Below are 19,573 nucleotides of genomic sequence, written 5' to 3' on the forward strand. Positions count from 1 at the left end.
GTCAAGTAAAAAAGAATAAAGGTTTTACTAATTTAGAAAAATTCATGTTTAAGTGTATAAAAATGAAATAAATTATAAATATAACTTAATGATTGTTGAAAAACACTCAATTCATTAGACTGAAAATATAATATTCAAATAACCTAAAACCAATTACTAGAGATAATTATGACCCAAACTCTTTCTTTCATTGGACTTGGTGCAATGGGCTACCGAATGGCAGCACACCTACCAAAAAAATTTACACAAGTCCTCGTATGGAACAGAACTTCGAATAAAGCACAAGCGCATGCAAAACAATATGGTACACAAGTAGCAACATTAGAAGAGGCTGTTCAAGCCGATATTATTTTTTCTTGCTTACCTACCAGTGCAGATGTAGAAGCCTTAATTAAACCACTCTCCATTAAATCTGGTGCAATTTGGGTAGACTGTACAAGCGGTGTCCCTGAAAGTGCAAAAAAACTAAAAATCGAGCTGCAAGAAAAAGGAGTTTCATATCTAGATGCACCTGTTAGTGGTCAAACTATTGGGGCAGAAAATGCAACACTTACGTTTATGGTAGGTGGAGATCCTACTGCTTTTAAACAAGCACTACCTGCTATGCAAGTACTTGGAAAGCTCATTAAACATGTCGGTGACTCAGGTTCAGGGTTTGCTGTAAAAGCTGTGAACAATATGCTTATGGCTGTCCATTTATGTGCAGCATGCGAAGGAGCATCTACACTCAAATCACATGGTGTAAATCTGCAAGAAGCATTTGAATGTATTAATGCTTCGAGCGGACAAAGCACGGTTACTTCTGCTGTATTGCCTCAACGTATTTTTAACCGTAGTTTTCCAGATACTTTTGCCCTTTCTCTTTTGGCAAAAGATACAGGAATTGCTTTAGATCTTGTCCAAAGCGCGAAGCTTTCTGCACCCGTCATCGCAGCATCACAAAGCCTTATACAAGCAGCAAGCAATTTGGTAGAGCACCAAAGTGATTTTTCTAACGTTGCAAAAATGTATGAAATGTTCAACAAAGTGACTATTGAATAAACAGCTTGATTTTACGTATTCTTTCCCCATATAAAGAGTATGTGTTATAAAAACACAATTCATTTGTTTGAGGAAACGCTTATGAAAAAGTTATCTGCTGTCATCATTGCAACTGTGCTTGGCTCATTCGGCACATACGCAGTAGCAGCACCTGCAACTCAGGCGTGTCAAAAACTGGAAGATGACTATAACCTTATTTATGCAGCTAAAGGCTTTTGTTTCAAAGATGCAGAAGCTAAAGCTAAATACGGCAATGACAACTGCTACACGACAAAACCTAAATTTTCTGAACGTGAGCAAGAACGTTTAGATCAGATTAAGGCACAACAAAAATCGCTAAACTGCGATTAATACTATTTTGTAAGGTTCACTGCAAATGCGGTGAGCCTAGACTTCCCTCTTCCCCCTTACATCATATACTCTATTGTTTTAACCTTATAAACTAGTGCTAAAACATGTCTATACATTACGATACTCAAAATATTTTTGCCAAAATACTTCGTGGTGAAATTCCTGCAATTAAAGTCTATGAAGACGATCGAACTTTGGCATTTATGGATATTATGCCTCAAGCACAAGGGCATACGCTCGTTATCCCAAAAGCAGAAGCAGTGACTTTATTAGATTTATCTGCCGATGATGCTGCTTATACCATACAAATTGTACAAAAAGTTGCGCGTGCGATTGAAAAAGCTTTAGATGCCTCAGGTATTGTACTTATGCAACTTTCGGGAGAAACTGCAGGTCAAACAGTACCGCATGTACATTTTCATCTTATTCCAAGTTCTATACATGAACTACGCAAACATGCTGCTGAAATGGGAGATCAAGAAGAAATTAAGGCAACAGCTGAAAAAATTAAACTTGCTTTAGAACAACTATAATGAGGTAACGGCTAGGTAGTTTCATACCTAGCCGAATTGGCTTATTTTCCTACAAGTGCTTCGTTAATAACTTGGAAAACATCCGTATTATCAATATAACGACCATCATTCATTTTTGTATATTTGGCATACCCAGCATCAATACCTTTTACATGACTTGTAAATCGTTCCGATCCTGCACCTTTAGCCCATAATGGCACCAATGCATTTGAATGATCGCCTGTAGGTCTAAAAGTAAATTGTGGTACTTTTCCTTTGCCTTTATTCTCAATTAATTGAAACGGTTGGGTGTTCGCTTGCGCACCCATTGGCATACCATTGTCATGATCCGTTGTCACAATCACTAAAGTTTCATCCCAACTGCTATTTTTCTCGACCCAATCAATTGTTGCTTTAACGGCATCATTAAAATCTTTCGTTTCTTCCATGAGTCGACCATACTCAGGCTCATTGGTACAGGTGCCATAATTCCATTGCGAACTACATGAGCTAGTATGCGCAGACCAATCTGTTGCCCCACCTTCAACCATTAAAAAGAAACCCGCAGGATTCTTACTTAATTGATGGATAGCACCTTTAGTCATAATACTCAATGTAGGTACAGTTTTAATATAGGCATCACCCGACGGGTTCTTAATATCTTTACCAACAATATTCGCTTGTCGAGCCTGCTGAAGTGTATTAGCAACTTTTGGAGAGGCAAAAACAGGCCCATTATATGTTTTTGTTTTATTCGCTAAAGCATTAAAGTCTTCCACATCACGAATGACATTCCACGCCACAGTACTATTTTGTGGAATAATTTGACCATGACTCAACTTATTCCAGTCATCGGCAGAAATATACGTAGATTTAGATTTTTCATCACATCCTGCTGTGGATTCATTGGTTACCAATTGACTGCATGATGTACCGTTCACATTATAATCAGGTGCACCCGTTCCCATAATCAGGTCTAAATGACCTTGATAAAGCATTTGATGTGCAATAGCATGGTAATTATTTCTTGAAATGTTTTGTGCACCAAAAGCAGCTGGTGTCGCATGTGAAAAGGGTACTGTTGTAATCACACCTGTCGATCTACCCTCTTTCTTTGCAGTTAAAGTAATAAAATCTATAGGATTGCCATAATTATCATAATTAATTGCATTATTAAATGTCTTTTTACCCGATGCGAGTGCTGTACCTGCTGCCGCACTATCTGTTGGATTTTTTGACAAATACTCATAGCCTTTAAATGGCAACTTTGTAGACTGTGTAGGCGTAACATCCCATGCCTGTTTTGCATCGTAATTAACCAGTGAATCTGCATTATTCGTTGGACTTTTTGATGTATTTAATGGGTACGTTGTCATGGCATATTTTGCAGGGAAATTTGCATAAGGTGTTTTGTCTCTGCCACCATATTGCCAATTTGCTGTTGCATCCCATGTTCCTACACCTGCACCATCATTAATAAGAACAATAATATTTTTTGGTTTTTTAGGCTCACTGACATTCGTTTTACTGCTATTTACTAAGTGTTGCTGCCCACAACCCACCATCATTATAGACAGCGTTAATAATGTAAGGGAAAGTGCTTTTTTATTCATTAACATGATCGATTTTTCTTAAAAATAATACTTACCTTTAAATAATATTAATTTTACGTTTAACTTTTGTGAAAAATAGATTTATTTGCATTGAGCTTTGCCTTCATAATTAAAAGCAAAGCTCTAAAATAATTTAATACTTAAATTTAAGTGTAAAATTAATTTGACGTGGACTACCTAATGCAACCAATCGGTTCGTATTATCTTTATTTGCAATACTGCCCGCATAGTATTCTTTATCAAACATGTTCAATACAGACAATTGAGCCCCCCAATGTTGAGCCTCATATCCAGCCTCAGCATCAAATACTGTGTATGCAGGTACATCTATTGAAGCATCACCCGTAATTGGTTTTGCACTTTCACCACGCACTCCAGTTCCAAGATACCATCCTAAAGAATCACTCACTGGGTAATAACGCATAGATAGACTATATGTATTCTCGGGGGTGTTTTCTAAACGCTGTCCAATTTTATTTCTATTCGTATCTTTGCTAATTTTTGCTTCGTACATATGGCTAAACGAAGCATTTAAACGAAGCCGATCAGAAAGATTCGCTGTTAATTCGGCTTCTACTCCTTTCGTTTTCTGCTGTCCATCTTGTACCTGAAAACTAGCATTGTTTGGATCTGTGACCAAGACATTATCTAATACAAGGTTATACCAAGACAGTGTTGCTTGTATATTCTGAGCTTCATTCTGGAATTTAAAACCTGCTTCTAACTGTTTTCCTGTTTGAGGATCAAATGCTTGACCTTGACGATCTGTACCCGATGTCGGTGTAAACGATGTCGAATAGCTTACATAAGGTGCAACCCAATGATTAATGTTATATAAAGCAGATGCACTTCCAGTAAATGCATGATGATTCTGACTTGTACTTTTTCCCGTAATTAAATTATCTGTAGCTGTTTTTGCCCAATCGTGTCGACCTGCAAGATTTAGAATTAGATTATCTTGAATTGTAAGTTGATCTCTAAGATAAACACCAACATATTCAGTTTTGGAAACTGTCGATTTAGGCGACAACTGTTTACTACAGTCTACATACGTATTATAAATCGGTTTATAAAAGTTAAAGTTATCTATTTTACAATTAAAGTTACTTTGCTCACTGCGATCTTTCATTGCATCAACACCCATTAAGATGTTGTGTTCCATACCATAAAATCGAAATGTATTTTTTAACTGGTTGTCGATGGTATAGTTCAAATTATTATAATGTTGTACATTCGCTTGGCGTGTGATGGTTGTAAAGTTAGAGGTTGGTACCCATTGCACCATTGAAACAAAGCGACCATCCATAATTGCCTTGCGCACTGCTGCATTTTGTTCAAAATTCCATCCATTTTTAAAGGCATAGTTAAATGTATAACCTAAACGATAAACATCGCCTTTATATGGGCCAAATGATGGCTCTCCAAAGAATGTAGAACTTGCCAACTGCCCATTTGGATTCGGCTTAAGCGTACCAATGACAGGTAGTCCTTGCATACGCAAGTATTCACGATGCTGATAGCTAGCAACTGTAGATAGTTTTGCCTGATCTCCTAAGTCAAAATTATAAGATGGAGAAATCGAAAAGTTTTTAAAATAAACTTGATCTACAGGATCGTTCTGGTCTGCAATACGCCCAGCTAATCGAAAAGCACCTTCTTTAGTTTCATTCGGACTATAATTAAGATCGAATTGAGCTTGTCGAAAAGCATAACTTCCATAAGTTACATCTGCATTTGCAAAGCTCTTCGCCTCTGGACGTTTAGATACTAAATTTACAATACCGCCTGGAAGTGCCTGACCAAAATTCACCGATGCAGGTCCTTTAATTACCTGTACCTGATCCATTCCAGATAAATCAATCGCAACATCTGAGCTTGTACCCTGACGTAAACCATCTATAAAGACTTGGTTTGAAGCACTTTGCCCACGAATAATAATGTCATCCCACCCTCTTCGGCTACGATTGCCAGCTGACACTCCAGCAATTCCTTTTATTGCATCTGTTAGTGTAAAAGCTTGTTTTTGATTTAACTGTTCACTTGTCACAACACTTACTGATTGTGCTGTTTGAAACAAAGGAGTATCTGACTTTAGGCCTGATACTGCTTTTTTTGCGATATGCTCTTCTTTCTCCTCAGATTTCAACTGAATTGTTGGAAGATTTTGTGCATTATTAGAATTTGCATATACTGAAGAGACTGACAATAAAATAGAGGACACAACAGAAAAATATAAGATGTTATAGCGCATTTGAATCATAGTTATATCTTAATGATAATAAGAATTCATCACATTACCATATAATATATATTTAATTTATATTTAATATATATCTAATTTTCAACATACTTTTAAAGCACCATCCTTGACCTAACTCTTTCAAGCATTACACATAGACCTATTTTTCATATTTATTTTTTCTAAAAAATATAATATTAATTATAAAAATAAACGATTAATTGAAAAATATAATCAGTTTTTTTAATGAAATTTTAATTTTTATAATTAGGGAGAAATTTAATCATGTATTACCTAGTAGGGAAGTTCATAATTTATTTAACATAAATATGAAAACCAATCTTCATTCCAATATTATATTTCACAAAAAATAATTAAATCATAAAGTCACCTATATCTTGGAACAATTATTGCATCTATAAAATAAATAATAATGGCATATTGAGAATAACCATGTTTCGATTACTCAGAAAAAACTTATTTTTACAAGTGGTCATTGCGCTAGTGGTTGGTATTGGTCTTGGTGTAACAACACATCAATTCGCACTTAACCTAAAACCGCTTGGTGATGGTTTTATCTCTCTTATTAAAATGCTCATTGCACCTATTGTTTTTTGCGTCATTACTTTGGGTATTTATGGTGCTGGCGATATTAAAAAGATGGGACGTGTCGGTTCAAAAACAATTCTTTATTTTGAAATTGTTTCAACGATTGCATTGGTGCTCGGCATTGCAGTGGCTTATATTTTCAAGCCTGGCGCAAATATGAATATCCAACTAAGTAGTTTGCATAGTAATGATTTAACAACGTATGTACAGCGTGCAGAACACCTTCAATCTATTCCCGATTTTTTCCTACACCTCATTCCAAGTACTATTTTCGATGCTTTTACTAAAGGAGATATCTTACAGGTTCTAATTATTGCAATCTTATTCGGTGTAAGCATGCTCTTAGTCCCTAAAAATATCGCAACGCCAACCAAAGCATTTCTCGAATCTATTTCAGAAATTCTTTTTAAAATGATGGGATTAATTATTCGTTTAGCACCATTAGGTGTACTCGGCTCTGTTGCCTACACCACGGCGCAATTTGGTCTAGGTTCATTATTTAAATTAAGTTACCTCATTATTTTATTCTACCTCACTTGCATAGTGTTTGTAGTTTGTATTCTTGGTTCTATTTTAAAACTTTCAGGACTAAATATTTTTAAGTTCTTACAATATTTCAAAGAAGAATTATTAATAGTCTTAGGCACAGCTTCTTCTGATGCTGTACTTCCACAAATTATGCAAAAATTAAAGAATCTAGGTGTAAAAGACAGTACAGTTGGCCTAGTTATACCAACAGGATATTCTTTTAATCTTGATGGTTTTTCTATTTATCTTACTTTAGGTGTTATTTTTATTGCTCAAGCTTGTAATATCGATTTAAGTCTTTCGCACTTATTATTAATCCTTTTTGTTTCGCTTTTGACCTCTAAAGGTGCACATGGTGTTCCAGGATCAGCCATTGTTATTCTAGCTGCAACACTTTCAATCATTCCAGACATTCCAACCATCGGCCTAGTACTACTTTTATCAATTGATTGGTTTATTGGAATTGTTAGAGCAATGACAAACCTTATTGGAAACTGTGTTGCAACTGTATTTATTGCAACATGGGAAAAAGATATCGACCTTGTAAAAGCAAAAGAGATATTAAAATCTCCACAAAAAGCCTCTCCTATTCCTATAGTACAGAAATAAAAAAAGGTGGCGTAAAGCCACCTTTTTTTTATTTTGAAAACTATTTTAAAAAGCCTGAAACCATGCCTAAAACTTTCTGGATATCATCATTTGCTTCTTGACTATTGGTTTGTTCACCTTTTGGTGTTAAGGCATTAATAATTTGTGGAAGGACTGTACCGATTGCACCATATACATCTTGCTTTTGTGTTTGCGTTTGTTCAGCCACTTGTTCAACATCCTGATCATTAAATAAGTTTTGAACATGATCATTCGCGACATCATCATGGCTTGAAGTTGATGGATCAACCCAATTTTGTACCTGACTGGTTAAACCCGAACCACGCAATTTATCTAAAGCAGCTTGTAAACCACCTTGTTGCTGAATCCAAGATAAAATTAAAGGAACAACTGCAACAAGCAAAGACTGTGTACCTGAGCTAGAGTTTCCAGCTTGCTCACTTCCACTATTTGAGTTTCCACCAGTGAGCGACCCGAGTACACCACCAAGCATACCACCCAAACCACCTGAAGATGAGTTACTTTGTCCACTACCAAGTTGTCCCAATACTGAACCAAGCATCCCCCCCAAACCTGAATTATTCTGGTTTGCCTGACCACCTAGTGCTTGTTTAGCTAAACTTTCTACAATACTTGTTAAGTCTGTCATTTTATTAACCTCTATAATTTATATTTAAGTTAGATCTAAAAAACCTTATCTTATTTTATATCGCTCTTCTGTTCATTTTTGATAACATCAATGAATCAGTTAGATAAACCTCTACGTAAGTATATTATATTGCACTATAAAGGATACACTGCCCATAGCAGATTCTACTATGATTATCTAAAGACTTATTACCAACGAAATTTATTCCAATTCTCAGGATTTGCCCAGAATTTTGAATTAAGCCAATCTGGCGTACTTTTATAATCTAAAATATTAAACTGCCAGAGTTCAAGTATCGGACTATCTCCTTCTCCTTGTTCACGCAACATCTGAGAGAATCCCAATTCACGCATTAAATTGGTATATCGACTTGAACACATGACCACCACATGTTTTGCCCATAAATCTCTTAGCTTTACAATTAAATGTGTCTGTTCCGATAGAGATAATCGTTCTACTTCATCATTAAAAACAACGAAACTCAAGTCATAACGCTGAGTAAATGGCAGATTTAATACCTCAATTACGTTAAAATATTGCCATTGTATTTTTTTATTGACGTTGTATTGCGTCATATTTTGCCCAATACATATTGCAGTTCTAATCGACTGCGCTTGAGTCAAATCATCTAGCAAAGACGTAATGACGTTCTGCTCACTCATAAACTACACCTTTAAGTCTTAGCGAGAATTTTGTATGGAATTTCAAGGCGTTTGCCATAAAATGCATGCTAATTTAGCCAACCACAGTGTTACACCAAATCATACTGAGCAGGCAAATGTTGAATATACATTTATTTTAGATCGCTCAAAAGTAGATATTCCTTTTTCATTGGGTCAATCTATTGAAATTTCTTGGACAGGAAATATTTATTGCACATCATGCGGAAAAAAAACACCTAAATCTTATTCACAAGGACATTGTTTTAAGTGTTTTAAAACAAAAGCTGAATGCGATATGTGTATTATGAAGCCAGAAACTTGTCATTACCATATGGGTACATGCCGAGAAGAAGATTTTGCACAGCGTGTATGCTTTCAGCCACATATTGTTTACCTTGCCAATTCGAGTGGACTAAAGGTCGGTATTACGCGTATTAGTCAAATGCCAACAAGATGGTTAGACCAAGGCGCTAGCCAAGCTTTACCAATAATGAAAGTCGGTTCACGCCGTTTATCAGGTCACTTAGAAACCATGTTCGCCGAACAAGTTGCTGATAAAACAGATTGGCGAAAGCTTTTGAAAGGTTCCCCTGAACCACTTGATCTTTTGGAAATTCGAGATGAGTTAATTGGAGAATTCCAAGATCAAATTGAAGAAATTAGTAATGAATTTTCACTGAATTTAGATTTTAATGAAGATGTAGAACTTCTTTTATCTGAAAAGCCGAAATCATTTATTTATCCGATTGCACAATATCCTACCAAAATTAAGTCTTTAAACTTGGATAAAACACCAACTATACAAGGGATACTACAGGGGATTAAAGGCCAGTATCTCATGCTAGATACCGGCGTGATTAATATTCGTAAATATACAGGATACGAACTCATTATTCGCTTTCATTAAATTTAACGCTATCTTACCGTGCCACTAAGTTTAAAATAGCTTCAACTGGATTTTCAGTATTTCCTGAAATCAATTGCTTATGTGCGGTGAGATGTTGCATTTTTTGAATCTGCGCAGCCTCTTGATTCACTAGTTTTTTTAGAGCTTGTGCAAGGGCTTCAGTCGTTGCATGGTCTTGTACAAGCTCATCAATTATTTTTTTACCAGCAATAATGTTAGGTAATGAAAAATAAGGAATTTTGACCATTCTTTTTGCAATCTGATAAGTAAACCAATTGAGCTTATAAAAAGTAACCATGGGTTTATGTAACAACATACCTTCTAACGTAGCCGTTCCAGAGGCGAGTGCGACAATATCACTCGCTGCCATAACTTGGCGACCTATTTTCGATTCAGTTTGTGTATTTTCTAAAATATGTACTTTACGCTGAAAATCTAAAGAATAGGATGACAATACTTCTTCAATCTGGATTTTTCTTTTTTCATTAATTGCAGGTACCAAGTATTCGTAATTCGGATAATCTTTTTGTAAAATTTCTGCCGCACCAAAAACCAAAGGTGCTAGACGCTCAACCTCTCCACGGCGACTACCTGGTAATAACCCAATATAAGCCACATCTTTGTTTAGATTTAATTCTGTTTTCGCCTTTAAAGTATCATTTTCTAGTGGCATTTTTTTCGCAAGTGGGTGCCCAACAAAAATTGCAGGAACGGCATGTTTTGCATAAAAGTGTTTTTCAAATGGGAATAAACATAATACGAGATCAATTGTTTTTTGAATTCCTAAAACACGTTTTTGTCTCCATGCCCACACAGATGGACTTACATATTGAACAGTCTTAATAGGAAGTTTTTTTTGCTTAATTTTTTTAGAGAGTCTCAAATTAAAGTCAGGTGCATCAATACCAATAAATACATCTACAGGTTTTTTTGTCCACGTTTCAACTAAACCATCACGTATGGCAAACAGTGCCTTTAAATCTTTCAAAACTTCAACAATACCCATTACAGATAATGTTTCCATTGGATAAAAACTCTCGAATCCCTCTGCAATCATTTGTGGCCCACCTACTCCCTCAAAAATTGCATCAATACCTTGTGCTTTAAATTGACGTATAAGCTCTGCCCCAAGCGTGTCTCCAGAGACCTCACCAACGACCATACCAATTCTTAAGGGTTGTTTTTGCACAAATATAATTCCTTACTGTATTCAACTCCTATTATACGCATTCAGCATAAGACATAAAGTAAGTACATTTTTTAAAAGATACTGATAATCATTATTGATTAAGAACAAGATCTCTATATAATCACCCTTTATTTTTGGGGAAGTGATAATGAACAAGCACTTACTTTATATTTGTATTTTTAGCTCTATATACCATACCGCTTTTGCGGATGATCAGGTTCTTCCAACCATTTCTCTACAATTTCAGCCAAATACGCAAACATACTCAGACTATCAATCAAATACTTCAACACGAACACCAACATCTATTCAAGAAACACCACAAGAAGTAATCATCATCAATAAAAATATTTTGAATGATATTCAAGCAACACGATTGTCAGATGGTTTAGATATTGCGGGTATTGGCCGTGGTAATAACTTTGGAGGTCAAGGTTTAACCACATATACAGTTCGTGGTTTTACAAGTGGTGAATATTTTAAAAATGGTTTTCCAATTAATCGTGGTTACCCTAATTCACCAGATAGCAATACCATTGAACATATTGATATTATTAAAGGGCCTGCCGCAACATTGTATGGTCGAACTGATCCTGGGGGAACATTCAATATCGTAAGTAAAGCCCCTCAAAATAAGCAATCTACAGAGCTCGGTGCACTTATAGATAGCGAAGGATTATTTAGAAGCACTTTAGATACAACAGGCCCACTTAGTAAAACATTTAGTTATCGTTTAAATGCTATGTCTGAAACAGGTGACACCTATAGAGAGGGTGTTAGAACCAAAAGATGGGATATCTCCCCTGTCCTACAATGGCAACCTTCTGATCAAACCAAGGTTATACTTGAAGCTGACTTCTTAAGGAATCAACACCCTTTAGATCGAGGCTTTACAAGATACACAGGACAAAGCAAGACAAATTTTGATTCAAGCACAAACTGGTGGGAATCAGGCAAAGATAGAAATGAGTTAACCAATAGTAACGACATGGTTCAACTACGCTTAGAGCAAACACTTAGTCCAAACTGGAAACTCAATATTGGTGGGCAATATTTAAAAGGTGACTTACAGGGCTATGCTGTAGAAGCTTATGGTTTAAAAGCCAACACCAGTGGTAATGTCATTACACGTAACTACAATTGGCGTCATTTGTCTTGGGAAGATAAAGACCTCCAAGTAAATATTACAGGTCAATTTGACTTATTTAATATGCAACACACGCTTATTTCTGGAGTAGAGCTTGAAGAATATGACTATCGCTCCTTTATTATTCGCTCTCCTAAAAGTGCTAATTTTGACTTAAACATAAATCAACCTACACTAGGTCAAACACTTCCTGCACTAACAAGTGTAACCACACATGATCATGAAACGTTAAAAAGCCAAGCATACTTTGTTCAAGATCAAATTGCCTTATCTTCACAGTTAAAGGCATTATTGGGTCTACGTTATGAAACGTATAAAGATAACTATACAGATTTTTTAGCTTCTTCGGGTTGGACAGCCAGTGAAGATGCGCTCATACCTCGATTTGGGCTTATTTTTACCCCAAACAATGATTTCAGCCTTTATACCAGTATAAGTAAATCCTTTAAGCCAAATATAGGTGCAGATCGATTTGGTAAAGGTTTCTCACCTGAAACTGGCATGTCATATGAGCTTGGATCAAAGTGGCAGATTATTCCAAATCGCTTAAATATAGATGCAGCAGTATATTATACCAAGAAAGAAAATGTACTTACTTTAGACCCACTAGATACAACCAAGTCAATTGCAGCAGGTGAAGTATCTAGTAAAGGGTTTGATTTCAATATTACTGGACAAATTACAGACTCATTCAAAATTATTGGAAACTATGCCTATGTAGATGCTGCTGTGCTTAAAGATAATACTTTGAAGAAAGGGACTCGCCTTGCCAACATCCCAAAAAACAGCCTAAATATTTTAGCAATGTATGACATTCAATTAGGGCAACTCAATGGGTTAAGTTTGGGAATTAATCAACACTTTATTGATCGAAGAAAAGGACTGACTTCAAATACAAGTTATGATATGCCTGCTTACGCTACTACAGACTTACTTGCGACATATAAAGCAACTGAGAATCTAAAATTTAGTTTAAACATCAGAAATCTTTTCGACAAAAACTATGATAGCAGTGCATTTAATATGTATGTTTATCCGGGACAAGGGAGAAATGCACAGTTTGGTGTAACCTACAAATTTTAATTTCATAGATACCTCATATACTTAAAGCAATATGAGGTATCTTAAAAGATAGATTAAAAAATCTTATCGCCTAATTATAAATAATTCTCATTTGCTTTTTATTTTTAAAGATAAGCAAATGAAGAATCAAGACAACTCTTTCGCAGAAAAAATCATAAGATATGCATATTTTAAGATATTGGCATAATCATCATGTATGACGCGATTCAATTTATACTCGCAGGTATGCTCGTTGGCTTTTGTGTCGGCATTACAGGCGTTGGTGGTGGTTCACTTATGACGCCTATGCTCATCAGTTTATTTAAAATTGAACCCCATATTGCCATTGGTACAGATCTCATTTATGCCTCTATCTCAAAGTTTTGTGGTTCTTTGGTCCATGCAAAAAAATTAAATGTAGTATGGCCAATTGTACTTTGGTTATCTCTTGGCAGTATTCCTGCATCTTTTGCTACGCATTGGGTTCTAGAAAATTATCTGAGCCAATCCAATACCTATAAGGCAGTCTTAACAATGGTACTGGGCTTTATGCTCACACTTACAGGTATCTCAATTATTTTTAGAAATAAGATTGAGCTCTTTTTTAAAAGATTTCATCATCAAGATACGTCTCATTTTGAAATTGGTCGTAAGAAACGCGTTTATATTATTCTTATGGGTATTATCTTGGGCGTATTTGTTACCCTCTCTTCTGTAGGTGCTGGGGCTTTTGGGGTAATGGCACTCATTTTACTTTTCCCTAATTTGCCGATGATTCGTATCATTGGTTCAGATGTTGTGCATGCCGTCTGTCTAACCTTTGTGGCGGGTTTAGCACATATGAGTTCAGGTAATGTCGACTTTAAACTATTGGGATGGCTTTTAGTGGGCTCAATTCCTTCAATTGTGATTGGGACACTCATTAGCAGTAAAATGCCAGAACAGTTTATTCGTAAAGTTTTAGGAATAACTCTATTTCTTCTCGGAATTAACTTTATGCTTCATCCAACCAAAACGAAGCCTGTGAAAGCACAACAGAATATAGAACTCTCACAACCTCAGACTAAAACAACTTAACCATGAAAATGAATCGACATTCGCACAACAATAATATTTGTTTTTTTCATACGCGCGCTTTATAGTCTAAAGCATTCTTAACCTTTTTAAATTAGATCATTAACGGCAATGAATACTGAACAACACAATTCGACCATTTCAAATGATATTGATGATGTCAATATTAGTAGCATGCAACCACTCATTACACCTGCACAGCTCAAAGCAGAATTACCACTCTCGAACAAAGCACACGAAACTGTTCTAAAAGGACGTGAACAAGTACGTAAAATTCTAGATGGTGAAGACAAGCGTATATTTGTGGTTATTGGTCCTTGTTCTATTCACGACCCTCAAGCAGCACATGAATATGCAGACCGTTTAAAAGCATTAAGCGAAAAGGTCAAAGATACGCTATATATTATTATGCGCGTTTATTTTGAAAAACCACGAACAACAGTCGGTTGGAAAGGTCTGATTAACGATCCAAATATGGATGACTCATTCGATATTGAAAAAGGCTTACGCATTGGCCGTAAACTGCTTTTAGATTTAAATGAAAAAGGATTACCTTGTGCAACTGAAGCACTTGATCCAAACTCGCCTCAATATTTACAAGATCTTATTTCATGGTCAGCTATTGGAGCGCGTACTACTGAAAGCCAAACACACCGTGAAATGTCTTCGGGACTATCATCACCTGTAGGTTTTAAAAATGGTACAGATGGAAGCTTTACCGTTGCGATTAATGCAATGCAAGCTGTGAAACATGGCCATAATTTCTTAGGCCTAAATAATGATGGACAAGTATCTATTATTAAAACACGTGGTAACCAATACGGTCATGTAGTTCTTCGTGGTGGTAATGGCAAACCAAACTACGATGCAACCTCAGTTGCTGCTGCTGAAGATGCGTTAACGAAAGCCAAAGTTGCACATCATATTATGATCGATGCGAGTCATGCCAATTCAAACAAAGACCCATATTTACAGCCATTAGTGTTAAAAAATGTTACCGAACAAATTTTAAATGGTAACCGTTCTATCATTGGTTTAATGGTGGAAAGTCATCTAAAAGGTGGCAGACAAGATATTCCTGCGAACTTATGTGACCTTGAATATGGAAAATCTGTAACTGACGGCTGTATCGATTGGGATACTACAGAAAAAGTGCTTTTAGAAATGCACCAAGCATTAAAAGATGTTTTACCAAAACGTTAATATAATGCACACTATACGCCATCTATGATGGCGTTTTTTATATAAATACTTATGAATAATCTTGAAAATGCACTAAGTCAAATCCCCCAATTCCAGTATGTTCACGAACATCTATTTTCTTCGGGACAACCTACAAAAGATCAACTACAACAAATTAAAGAATATGGAATTCATACCATTATTAATTTGGCACTAAATAGTTCGACAGAACACTTAGATAATGAAGATCAAATTTGCTTAGATTTAGGATTAAATTACATGCAGTTTCCCATCTGTTGGGATACGCCAAATACAGACCAAGCATTATTTGCACTAGATACAATTAACTTTCTTGTACAAGATCAGAAAGTTTGGTTACATTGTGCCCAAAATAAACGTGCAAGTGCCTTAATATTTCTATATAGACAATATTATATGAACATTGATATTGCAGTTGCACAGCAATACTTAGAAGAAGTGTGGGAACCCAATGAAACATGGACAGGTTTAATACATAGTGTTGCCTTGCAACTTAAAGGAAGAAAGGCAACACAAGAACTACAACAGGCGCTACAAAGTAGTGATGGCCCTATTGTTGATGAATAAGTACTGTTGCGGTTGCTAAGATACCTTCTTGGCGACCTGTAAAACCTAACGCTTCGGTTGTCGTTGCTTTAATACTAATTTGAGAAACATCTACACCTAGAACATTTGCAATACTTTGGCGCATTTCCAAATTATGCTTAGCAAGCTTAGGTCGTTCACAAGCTACTGTAATATCAGCATTACCCAATATATAACCTTGATTTACAATTAGCTCATACACATGCTTTAATAACACTCTACTGTCAGCACCTTTAAATTCTGGATCAGTATCAGGGAAATGTTGTCCAATATCGCCTAAAGCCAATGCACCTAACAATGCATCACTTAACGCATGCAATACAACATCGCCATCTGAATGTGCTTTTAATCCCTGTGTATGTGGAATTTTTAGTCCAGCCAAAGTAACAAAATCACCTTCTTCGAATGCATGGACATCTATACCCTGACCAATTCTAATTTTTGCAACCAATGTAAAACTTCCTTTCATATAAAATGATATCTTGTCTTTCTACTCAATCTTTCGCTATATTACCTTTAGTACTACATAACCAAGTATAAGCGATGATGTCGTTTCATAATTCAAATCTCATAAAGAATACTCTTTTTATCACACTTGCAATTGTGCCTACCATAACATTTGCCTATACCATAGCACCTGAAAAGATATGTGATACACACGCTAGAGCGCTCTTTTGTAAAGACAACTATAAAACACAAAGAGATCAGGTCTTGAGTTTATTAGATACCACCCAACAAACCACTAATGCACCTCTACATTTAATTAATGAAACACAGAATTTATGGTTACACCGTATTTATAAATGTAAAGCCGACAAATGCATTCAAAATGAATTATCGAGCCGAATAGATGAGTTAAATACTTATTCATCACTAAATCAAAGTTTAACGCAACATTTTTTCAAATATACTCAAGGTAAAGTCGCTACACCAAACACCTATTTACAAATACATCAACTTGATCAAAAAAGAATTAAGGTCGAAGGTTTGTCTTATACACACAAGCATCATGAAAAAGGTCAACATTTTCTTATCGCCTATAGCAACAACACTACTAACGAATCTATTCAACTAAAAAATACAGATGATCAGTGTATTTATGAATTAAAACAATCAAAAGCACTGCTCACATTAAAAAGCGATCAGCCAACATGTCAACATTTTAGTGGCATTTATCGACTCTATGATTAACTGATCATAGATCTAGATTTTAAAACAAGTTGGGCAAATTCTAAATCTTCAGGATAAGTAATTTTAATATTATCTGAACGGCCTTGTACAATATGTACAGGCATCTGTGAAAGCTCTAAAGCACTCGCTTCGTCGGTAACAATAAGATTGTTTGCTAAGGCGTATTCTAATGCATCAATTAAATGCCCGATTTGTGCCATTTGAGGCGTTTGAGCTTGCCATAAACCTGTACGATCTACAGTTTGTGTAATCTCTAAATTACACGCACGTTTTAGCGTATCTCGAACAGGAGTAGCTAAAATGGCGCTTACCTTATTTTTTGAAACATATTCGGTTAATGCTTTTAAGCTATCACTTGAAATACATGGTCTTGCTGCATCATGAACCAATACATAGTCTGTTTCAGCTGAAAACTGCCGAAGATAATAAAGTGCATTTAAAACAGAATGTACTCGCTCTTGCCCACCAAAACAGAAATGAACTTTGTCTTGCTTTTTAAATTTCTGCGATTGTATATGAGTATCATTTGGGCTTACTGCTAAAACACATCCCTCAATACGAGATAAACTAAGAATCGCATTTACTGTATGTTCCAAGACAGTATTACGCTCAATCATCTGATATTGTTTAAGTGCTGTTTTAGAAAAACGACTGCCTGAACCAGCCGCTGGCACAATTGCCCAAATTTTAGTGGAGGTCTGGGCTGTCTTCATCTTCGCTATCTGTATTTTTACTTTCTACAGGTGAAATATAGTTTTCCTGCATTTGTGGTGATGTAAGTGTACTCATTTGAACAAATGTTTCATTTGGCTTAATTAAACCTAAATCCAGTCTGGCATGTTCTTCGACGGCTTCAGCACCATTTTTTAAATCATAAACTTCAGCGCCTAATATACGATTTCTTTCTTTTAAATCCTTATTCGTATCTTCTTGTTGTTGAATTTGTTGCATTAATTTTTGATGATCGTAATAACCACCTTCTCCAAACCAGTACATATATTGAAAGCCTGCTATTAAAATAATAGCAAGCCCCAATATAAGTCGACTTGAAAAAGAGTTAAAAGCCTCTTTTATAAAAGTCAGCATAAATTTTAGTTTAGACCTTTAAACTCTGCACGGCCACGGTATACCGCTTTGGTTAATTCTTCGATGCGTAGTAACTGATTATACTTTGCAACACGATCCGAACGTGATAAAGAACCTGTCTTAATTTGTCCTGCTGCTGTACCTACAGCAAGATCAGCAATTGTAGAGTCTTCAGTTTCACCCGAACGGTGCGAAATAACAGTTGTATAACCATTTTGTTTAGCAAGGTAAATAGCATCAAGCGTTTCACTTAACGTACCAATCTGATTATATTTAATCAGGATTGAGTTGCCTATTTTCTCATCAATACCACGCTGTAAAATTTTTGGATTCGTTACGAATAGATCATCACCAACCAATTGAATTTTATCACCTAGAATTGATGTTAAATACGACCAACCTTCCCAGTCAGATTCATCTAAGCCATCTTCAATTGAAATAATTGGATATTGTTTTACAAGCCCAGCTAAATAATCAGAGAATTGGTTGCTTGTGAACGCTTTATTCCCTTCACCTGCAAGGATATACTGGCCATTTGAATAAAACTCAGAAGCTGCGCAATCTAGTGCAAGCATAATATCTGAACCTGATTTATAACCAGTTTGTTCAATTGCTTCTAAGATCACTGTAATTGCTTCTTCATTAGAGCGAAGGTTTGGCGCAAAGCCACCCTCATCACCCACTGCAGTATTCAAGCCTTTTTTCTTTAGAACAGATTTTAAAGCGTGAAAAGTTTCAGCACCTGCACGTAAACTTTCTGCAAAAGAAGTAAATCCAACTGGTTCAATCATGAACTCTTGAATATCTACGGTATTATCTGCATGCGCACCACCATTGATGATGTTCATCATAGGCACAGGCATAGATAAAGTTTTTTGTCCACGTAGATTTGCAATATATTGGAACAATGGAGTTTTTTGTTCTTCTGCTGCGGCACGTGCTGCTGCAAGAGAAACCGCCAAAGTTGCATTCGCACCAAGCTTAGATTTATTTTCTGTTCCATCTAATGCAATCATGACATCATCCAGACCTTTTTGATCAAATACATCATGACCAACAAGTGCTTTTTTGATTTCAGTATTTACATTTTCGACTGCTTGACGAACGCCTTTACCTAAATAACGTGATTTATCACCATCACGTAATTCTAAGGCTTCACGTGAGCCTGTTGATGCACCAGAAGGTGCGCAAGAACGACCAACAACACCAGATTCTAAAATAACGTCTGCTTCTATAGTCGGATTACCGCGTGAGTCTAAAATTTCACGTGCGCGAATATCAACGATTTGGCTCATAAA

At 35.9% G+C, this 19,573-nt stretch carries 19 protein-coding genes; 10 read left to right on the plus strand and 9 right to left on the minus strand.

The features are described from left to right. Window positions 1-168: 168 nt before the first annotated feature. From OZX61_RS07695 to OZX61_RS07705, 3 genes are all read left to right on the plus strand, one after another. Window positions 169-1,041, plus strand: a complete 873-nt coding sequence (locus OZX61_RS07695) for an NAD(P)-dependent oxidoreductase (RefSeq protein WP_277094442.1) — start codon at window positions 169-171, stop codon at window positions 1,039-1,041. Between the two features lie 81 nt (window positions 1,042-1,122). Continuing rightward, window positions 1,123-1,392: a YARHG domain-containing protein gene (locus OZX61_RS07700; RefSeq protein WP_195771296.1), complete on the plus strand. Its 270-nt coding sequence runs from the start codon at window positions 1,123-1,125 to the stop codon at window positions 1,390-1,392. Between the two features lie 110 nt (window positions 1,393-1,502). Beyond that, a complete protein-coding gene (locus OZX61_RS07705) occupies window positions 1,503-1,925 on the plus strand; it encodes an HIT family protein (RefSeq protein ID WP_195771356.1) in 423 nt (140 codons plus the stop codon). 41 nt (window positions 1,926-1,966) lie between these two features. On the opposite strand, the gene OZX61_RS07710 is transcribed toward OZX61_RS07705, so the two are convergent. Both OZX61_RS07710 and OZX61_RS07715 read right to left on the minus strand, forming a co-directional pair. Then, the gene (locus OZX61_RS07710; protein ID WP_277094443.1) at window positions 1,967-3,523 is read right to left on the minus strand and encodes an alkaline phosphatase; all 1,557 of its coding nucleotides are present in this window, start codon (window positions 3,521-3,523) and stop codon (window positions 1,967-1,969) included. 127 nt (window positions 3,524-3,650) lie between these two features. Further along, entirely contained in the window at window positions 3,651-5,777 is a 2,127-nt protein-coding gene (locus OZX61_RS07715; protein WP_277094444.1) for a TonB-dependent siderophore receptor, read from the minus strand. Window positions 5,778-6,209: 432 nt separating this feature from the next. Between OZX61_RS07715 and dctA the strand changes: the two genes are divergently transcribed. Beyond that, on the plus strand, window positions 6,210-7,502 hold the full coding sequence (dctA, locus tag OZX61_RS07720; protein WP_277094445.1) for a C4-dicarboxylate transporter DctA: 1,293 nt from the start codon (window positions 6,210-6,212) through the stop codon (window positions 7,500-7,502). Between the two features lie 40 nt (window positions 7,503-7,542). On the opposite strand, the gene OZX61_RS07725 is transcribed toward dctA, so the two are convergent. Together OZX61_RS07725 and OZX61_RS07730 are read right to left on the minus strand one after the other, a co-directional pair. Beyond that, complete coding sequence (locus tag OZX61_RS07725) at window positions 7,543-8,151, minus strand: YidB family protein (RefSeq protein WP_277094446.1); 609 nt, start codon at window positions 8,149-8,151, stop codon at window positions 7,543-7,545. Window positions 8,152-8,339: 188 nt separating this feature from the next. Further along, window positions 8,340-8,813, minus strand: a complete 474-nt coding sequence (locus OZX61_RS07730; protein WP_277094447.1) for a DUF6231 family protein — start codon at window positions 8,811-8,813, stop codon at window positions 8,340-8,342. A gap of 34 nt (window positions 8,814-8,847) precedes the next feature. Between OZX61_RS07730 and OZX61_RS07735 the strand changes: the two genes are divergently transcribed. Next, window positions 8,848-9,720 carry a DUF2797 domain-containing protein gene (locus OZX61_RS07735; protein WP_195771302.1) on the plus strand — a complete coding sequence of 291 codons (873 nt, stop codon included), beginning with the start codon at window positions 8,848-8,850 and terminating at the stop codon, window positions 9,718-9,720. Between the two features lie 13 nt (window positions 9,721-9,733). Here the strand turns inward: OZX61_RS07735 and lpxB are convergent, their stop codons facing one another. After that, window positions 9,734-10,909: a lipid-A-disaccharide synthase gene (gene lpxB / locus OZX61_RS07740; RefSeq protein ID WP_277094448.1), complete on the minus strand. Its 1,176-nt coding sequence runs from the start codon at window positions 10,907-10,909 to the stop codon at window positions 9,734-9,736. Between the two features lie 148 nt (window positions 10,910-11,057). Here lpxB and OZX61_RS07745 point away from each other — a divergent pair, with 148 nt between their 5' ends. From OZX61_RS07745 to OZX61_RS07760, 4 genes are all read left to right on the plus strand, one after another. After that, complete coding sequence (locus OZX61_RS07745) at window positions 11,058-13,139, plus strand: TonB-dependent receptor (protein ID WP_277094449.1); 2,082 nt, start codon at window positions 11,058-11,060, stop codon at window positions 13,137-13,139. A 192-nt stretch (window positions 13,140-13,331) separates the two neighbouring features. Next, a complete protein-coding gene (locus tag OZX61_RS07750; protein ID WP_277094450.1) occupies window positions 13,332-14,195 on the plus strand; it encodes a sulfite exporter TauE/SafE family protein in 864 nt (287 codons plus the stop codon). A 108-nt stretch (window positions 14,196-14,303) separates the two neighbouring features. Then, window positions 14,304-15,395: a 3-deoxy-7-phosphoheptulonate synthase gene (locus OZX61_RS07755; RefSeq protein ID WP_277094451.1), complete on the plus strand. Its 1,092-nt coding sequence runs from the start codon at window positions 14,304-14,306 to the stop codon at window positions 15,393-15,395. Window positions 15,396-15,446: 51 nt separating this feature from the next. Further along, window positions 15,447-15,980 carry a protein tyrosine phosphatase family protein gene (locus OZX61_RS07760; protein ID WP_277094452.1) on the plus strand — a complete coding sequence of 178 codons (534 nt, stop codon included), beginning with the start codon at window positions 15,447-15,449 and terminating at the stop codon, window positions 15,978-15,980. Here the strand turns inward: OZX61_RS07760 and ispF are convergent. After that, window positions 15,964-16,449, minus strand: coding sequence for a 2-C-methyl-D-erythritol 2,4-cyclodiphosphate synthase (gene ispF, locus OZX61_RS07765; RefSeq protein WP_195771358.1), 486 nt, complete (start codon window positions 16,447-16,449; stop codon window positions 15,964-15,966). The two genes, OZX61_RS07760 and ispF, sit on opposite strands and share 17 nt — an antisense overlap. Before the next feature lie 260 nt (window positions 16,450-16,709). On the opposite strand from ispF, the gene OZX61_RS07770 reads away from it, so the two are divergent. Then, window positions 16,710-17,189 (plus strand): hypothetical protein, encoded by a 480-nt coding sequence (locus tag OZX61_RS07770; RefSeq protein WP_277094453.1) that lies wholly within the window; start codon window positions 16,710-16,712, stop codon window positions 17,187-17,189. Here OZX61_RS07770 and ispD read toward each other — a convergent pair. Genes ispD through eno form a run of 3 tightly spaced genes read right to left on the minus strand, consistent with a single transcriptional unit; the run spans window position 17,186 to window position 19,570 of the window. Beyond that, window positions 17,186-17,902: a 2-C-methyl-D-erythritol 4-phosphate cytidylyltransferase gene (gene ispD / locus OZX61_RS07775; RefSeq protein WP_277094454.1), complete on the minus strand. Its 717-nt coding sequence runs from the start codon at window positions 17,900-17,902 to the stop codon at window positions 17,186-17,188. The genes OZX61_RS07770 and ispD overlap by 4 nt on opposite strands. Next, window positions 17,877-18,275 carry a cell division protein FtsB gene (ftsB, locus tag OZX61_RS07780; protein WP_195771309.1) on the minus strand — a complete coding sequence of 133 codons (399 nt, stop codon included), beginning with the start codon at window positions 18,273-18,275 and terminating at the stop codon, window positions 17,877-17,879. Before ftsB ends, ispD begins: the two co-directional genes overlap by 26 nt. Window positions 18,276-18,280: 5 nt before the next feature. Continuing rightward, the gene (eno, locus tag OZX61_RS07785; RefSeq protein ID WP_195771310.1) at window positions 18,281-19,570 is read right to left on the minus strand and encodes a phosphopyruvate hydratase; all 1,290 of its coding nucleotides are present in this window, start codon (window positions 19,568-19,570) and stop codon (window positions 18,281-18,283) included. Window positions 19,571-19,573: the final 3 nt, after the last annotated feature.

This window comes from Acinetobacter sp. ESL0695, assembly GCF_029392135.1.
Classification (GTDB): Bacteria; Pseudomonadota; Gammaproteobacteria; order Pseudomonadales; family Moraxellaceae; genus Acinetobacter; species Acinetobacter pollinis.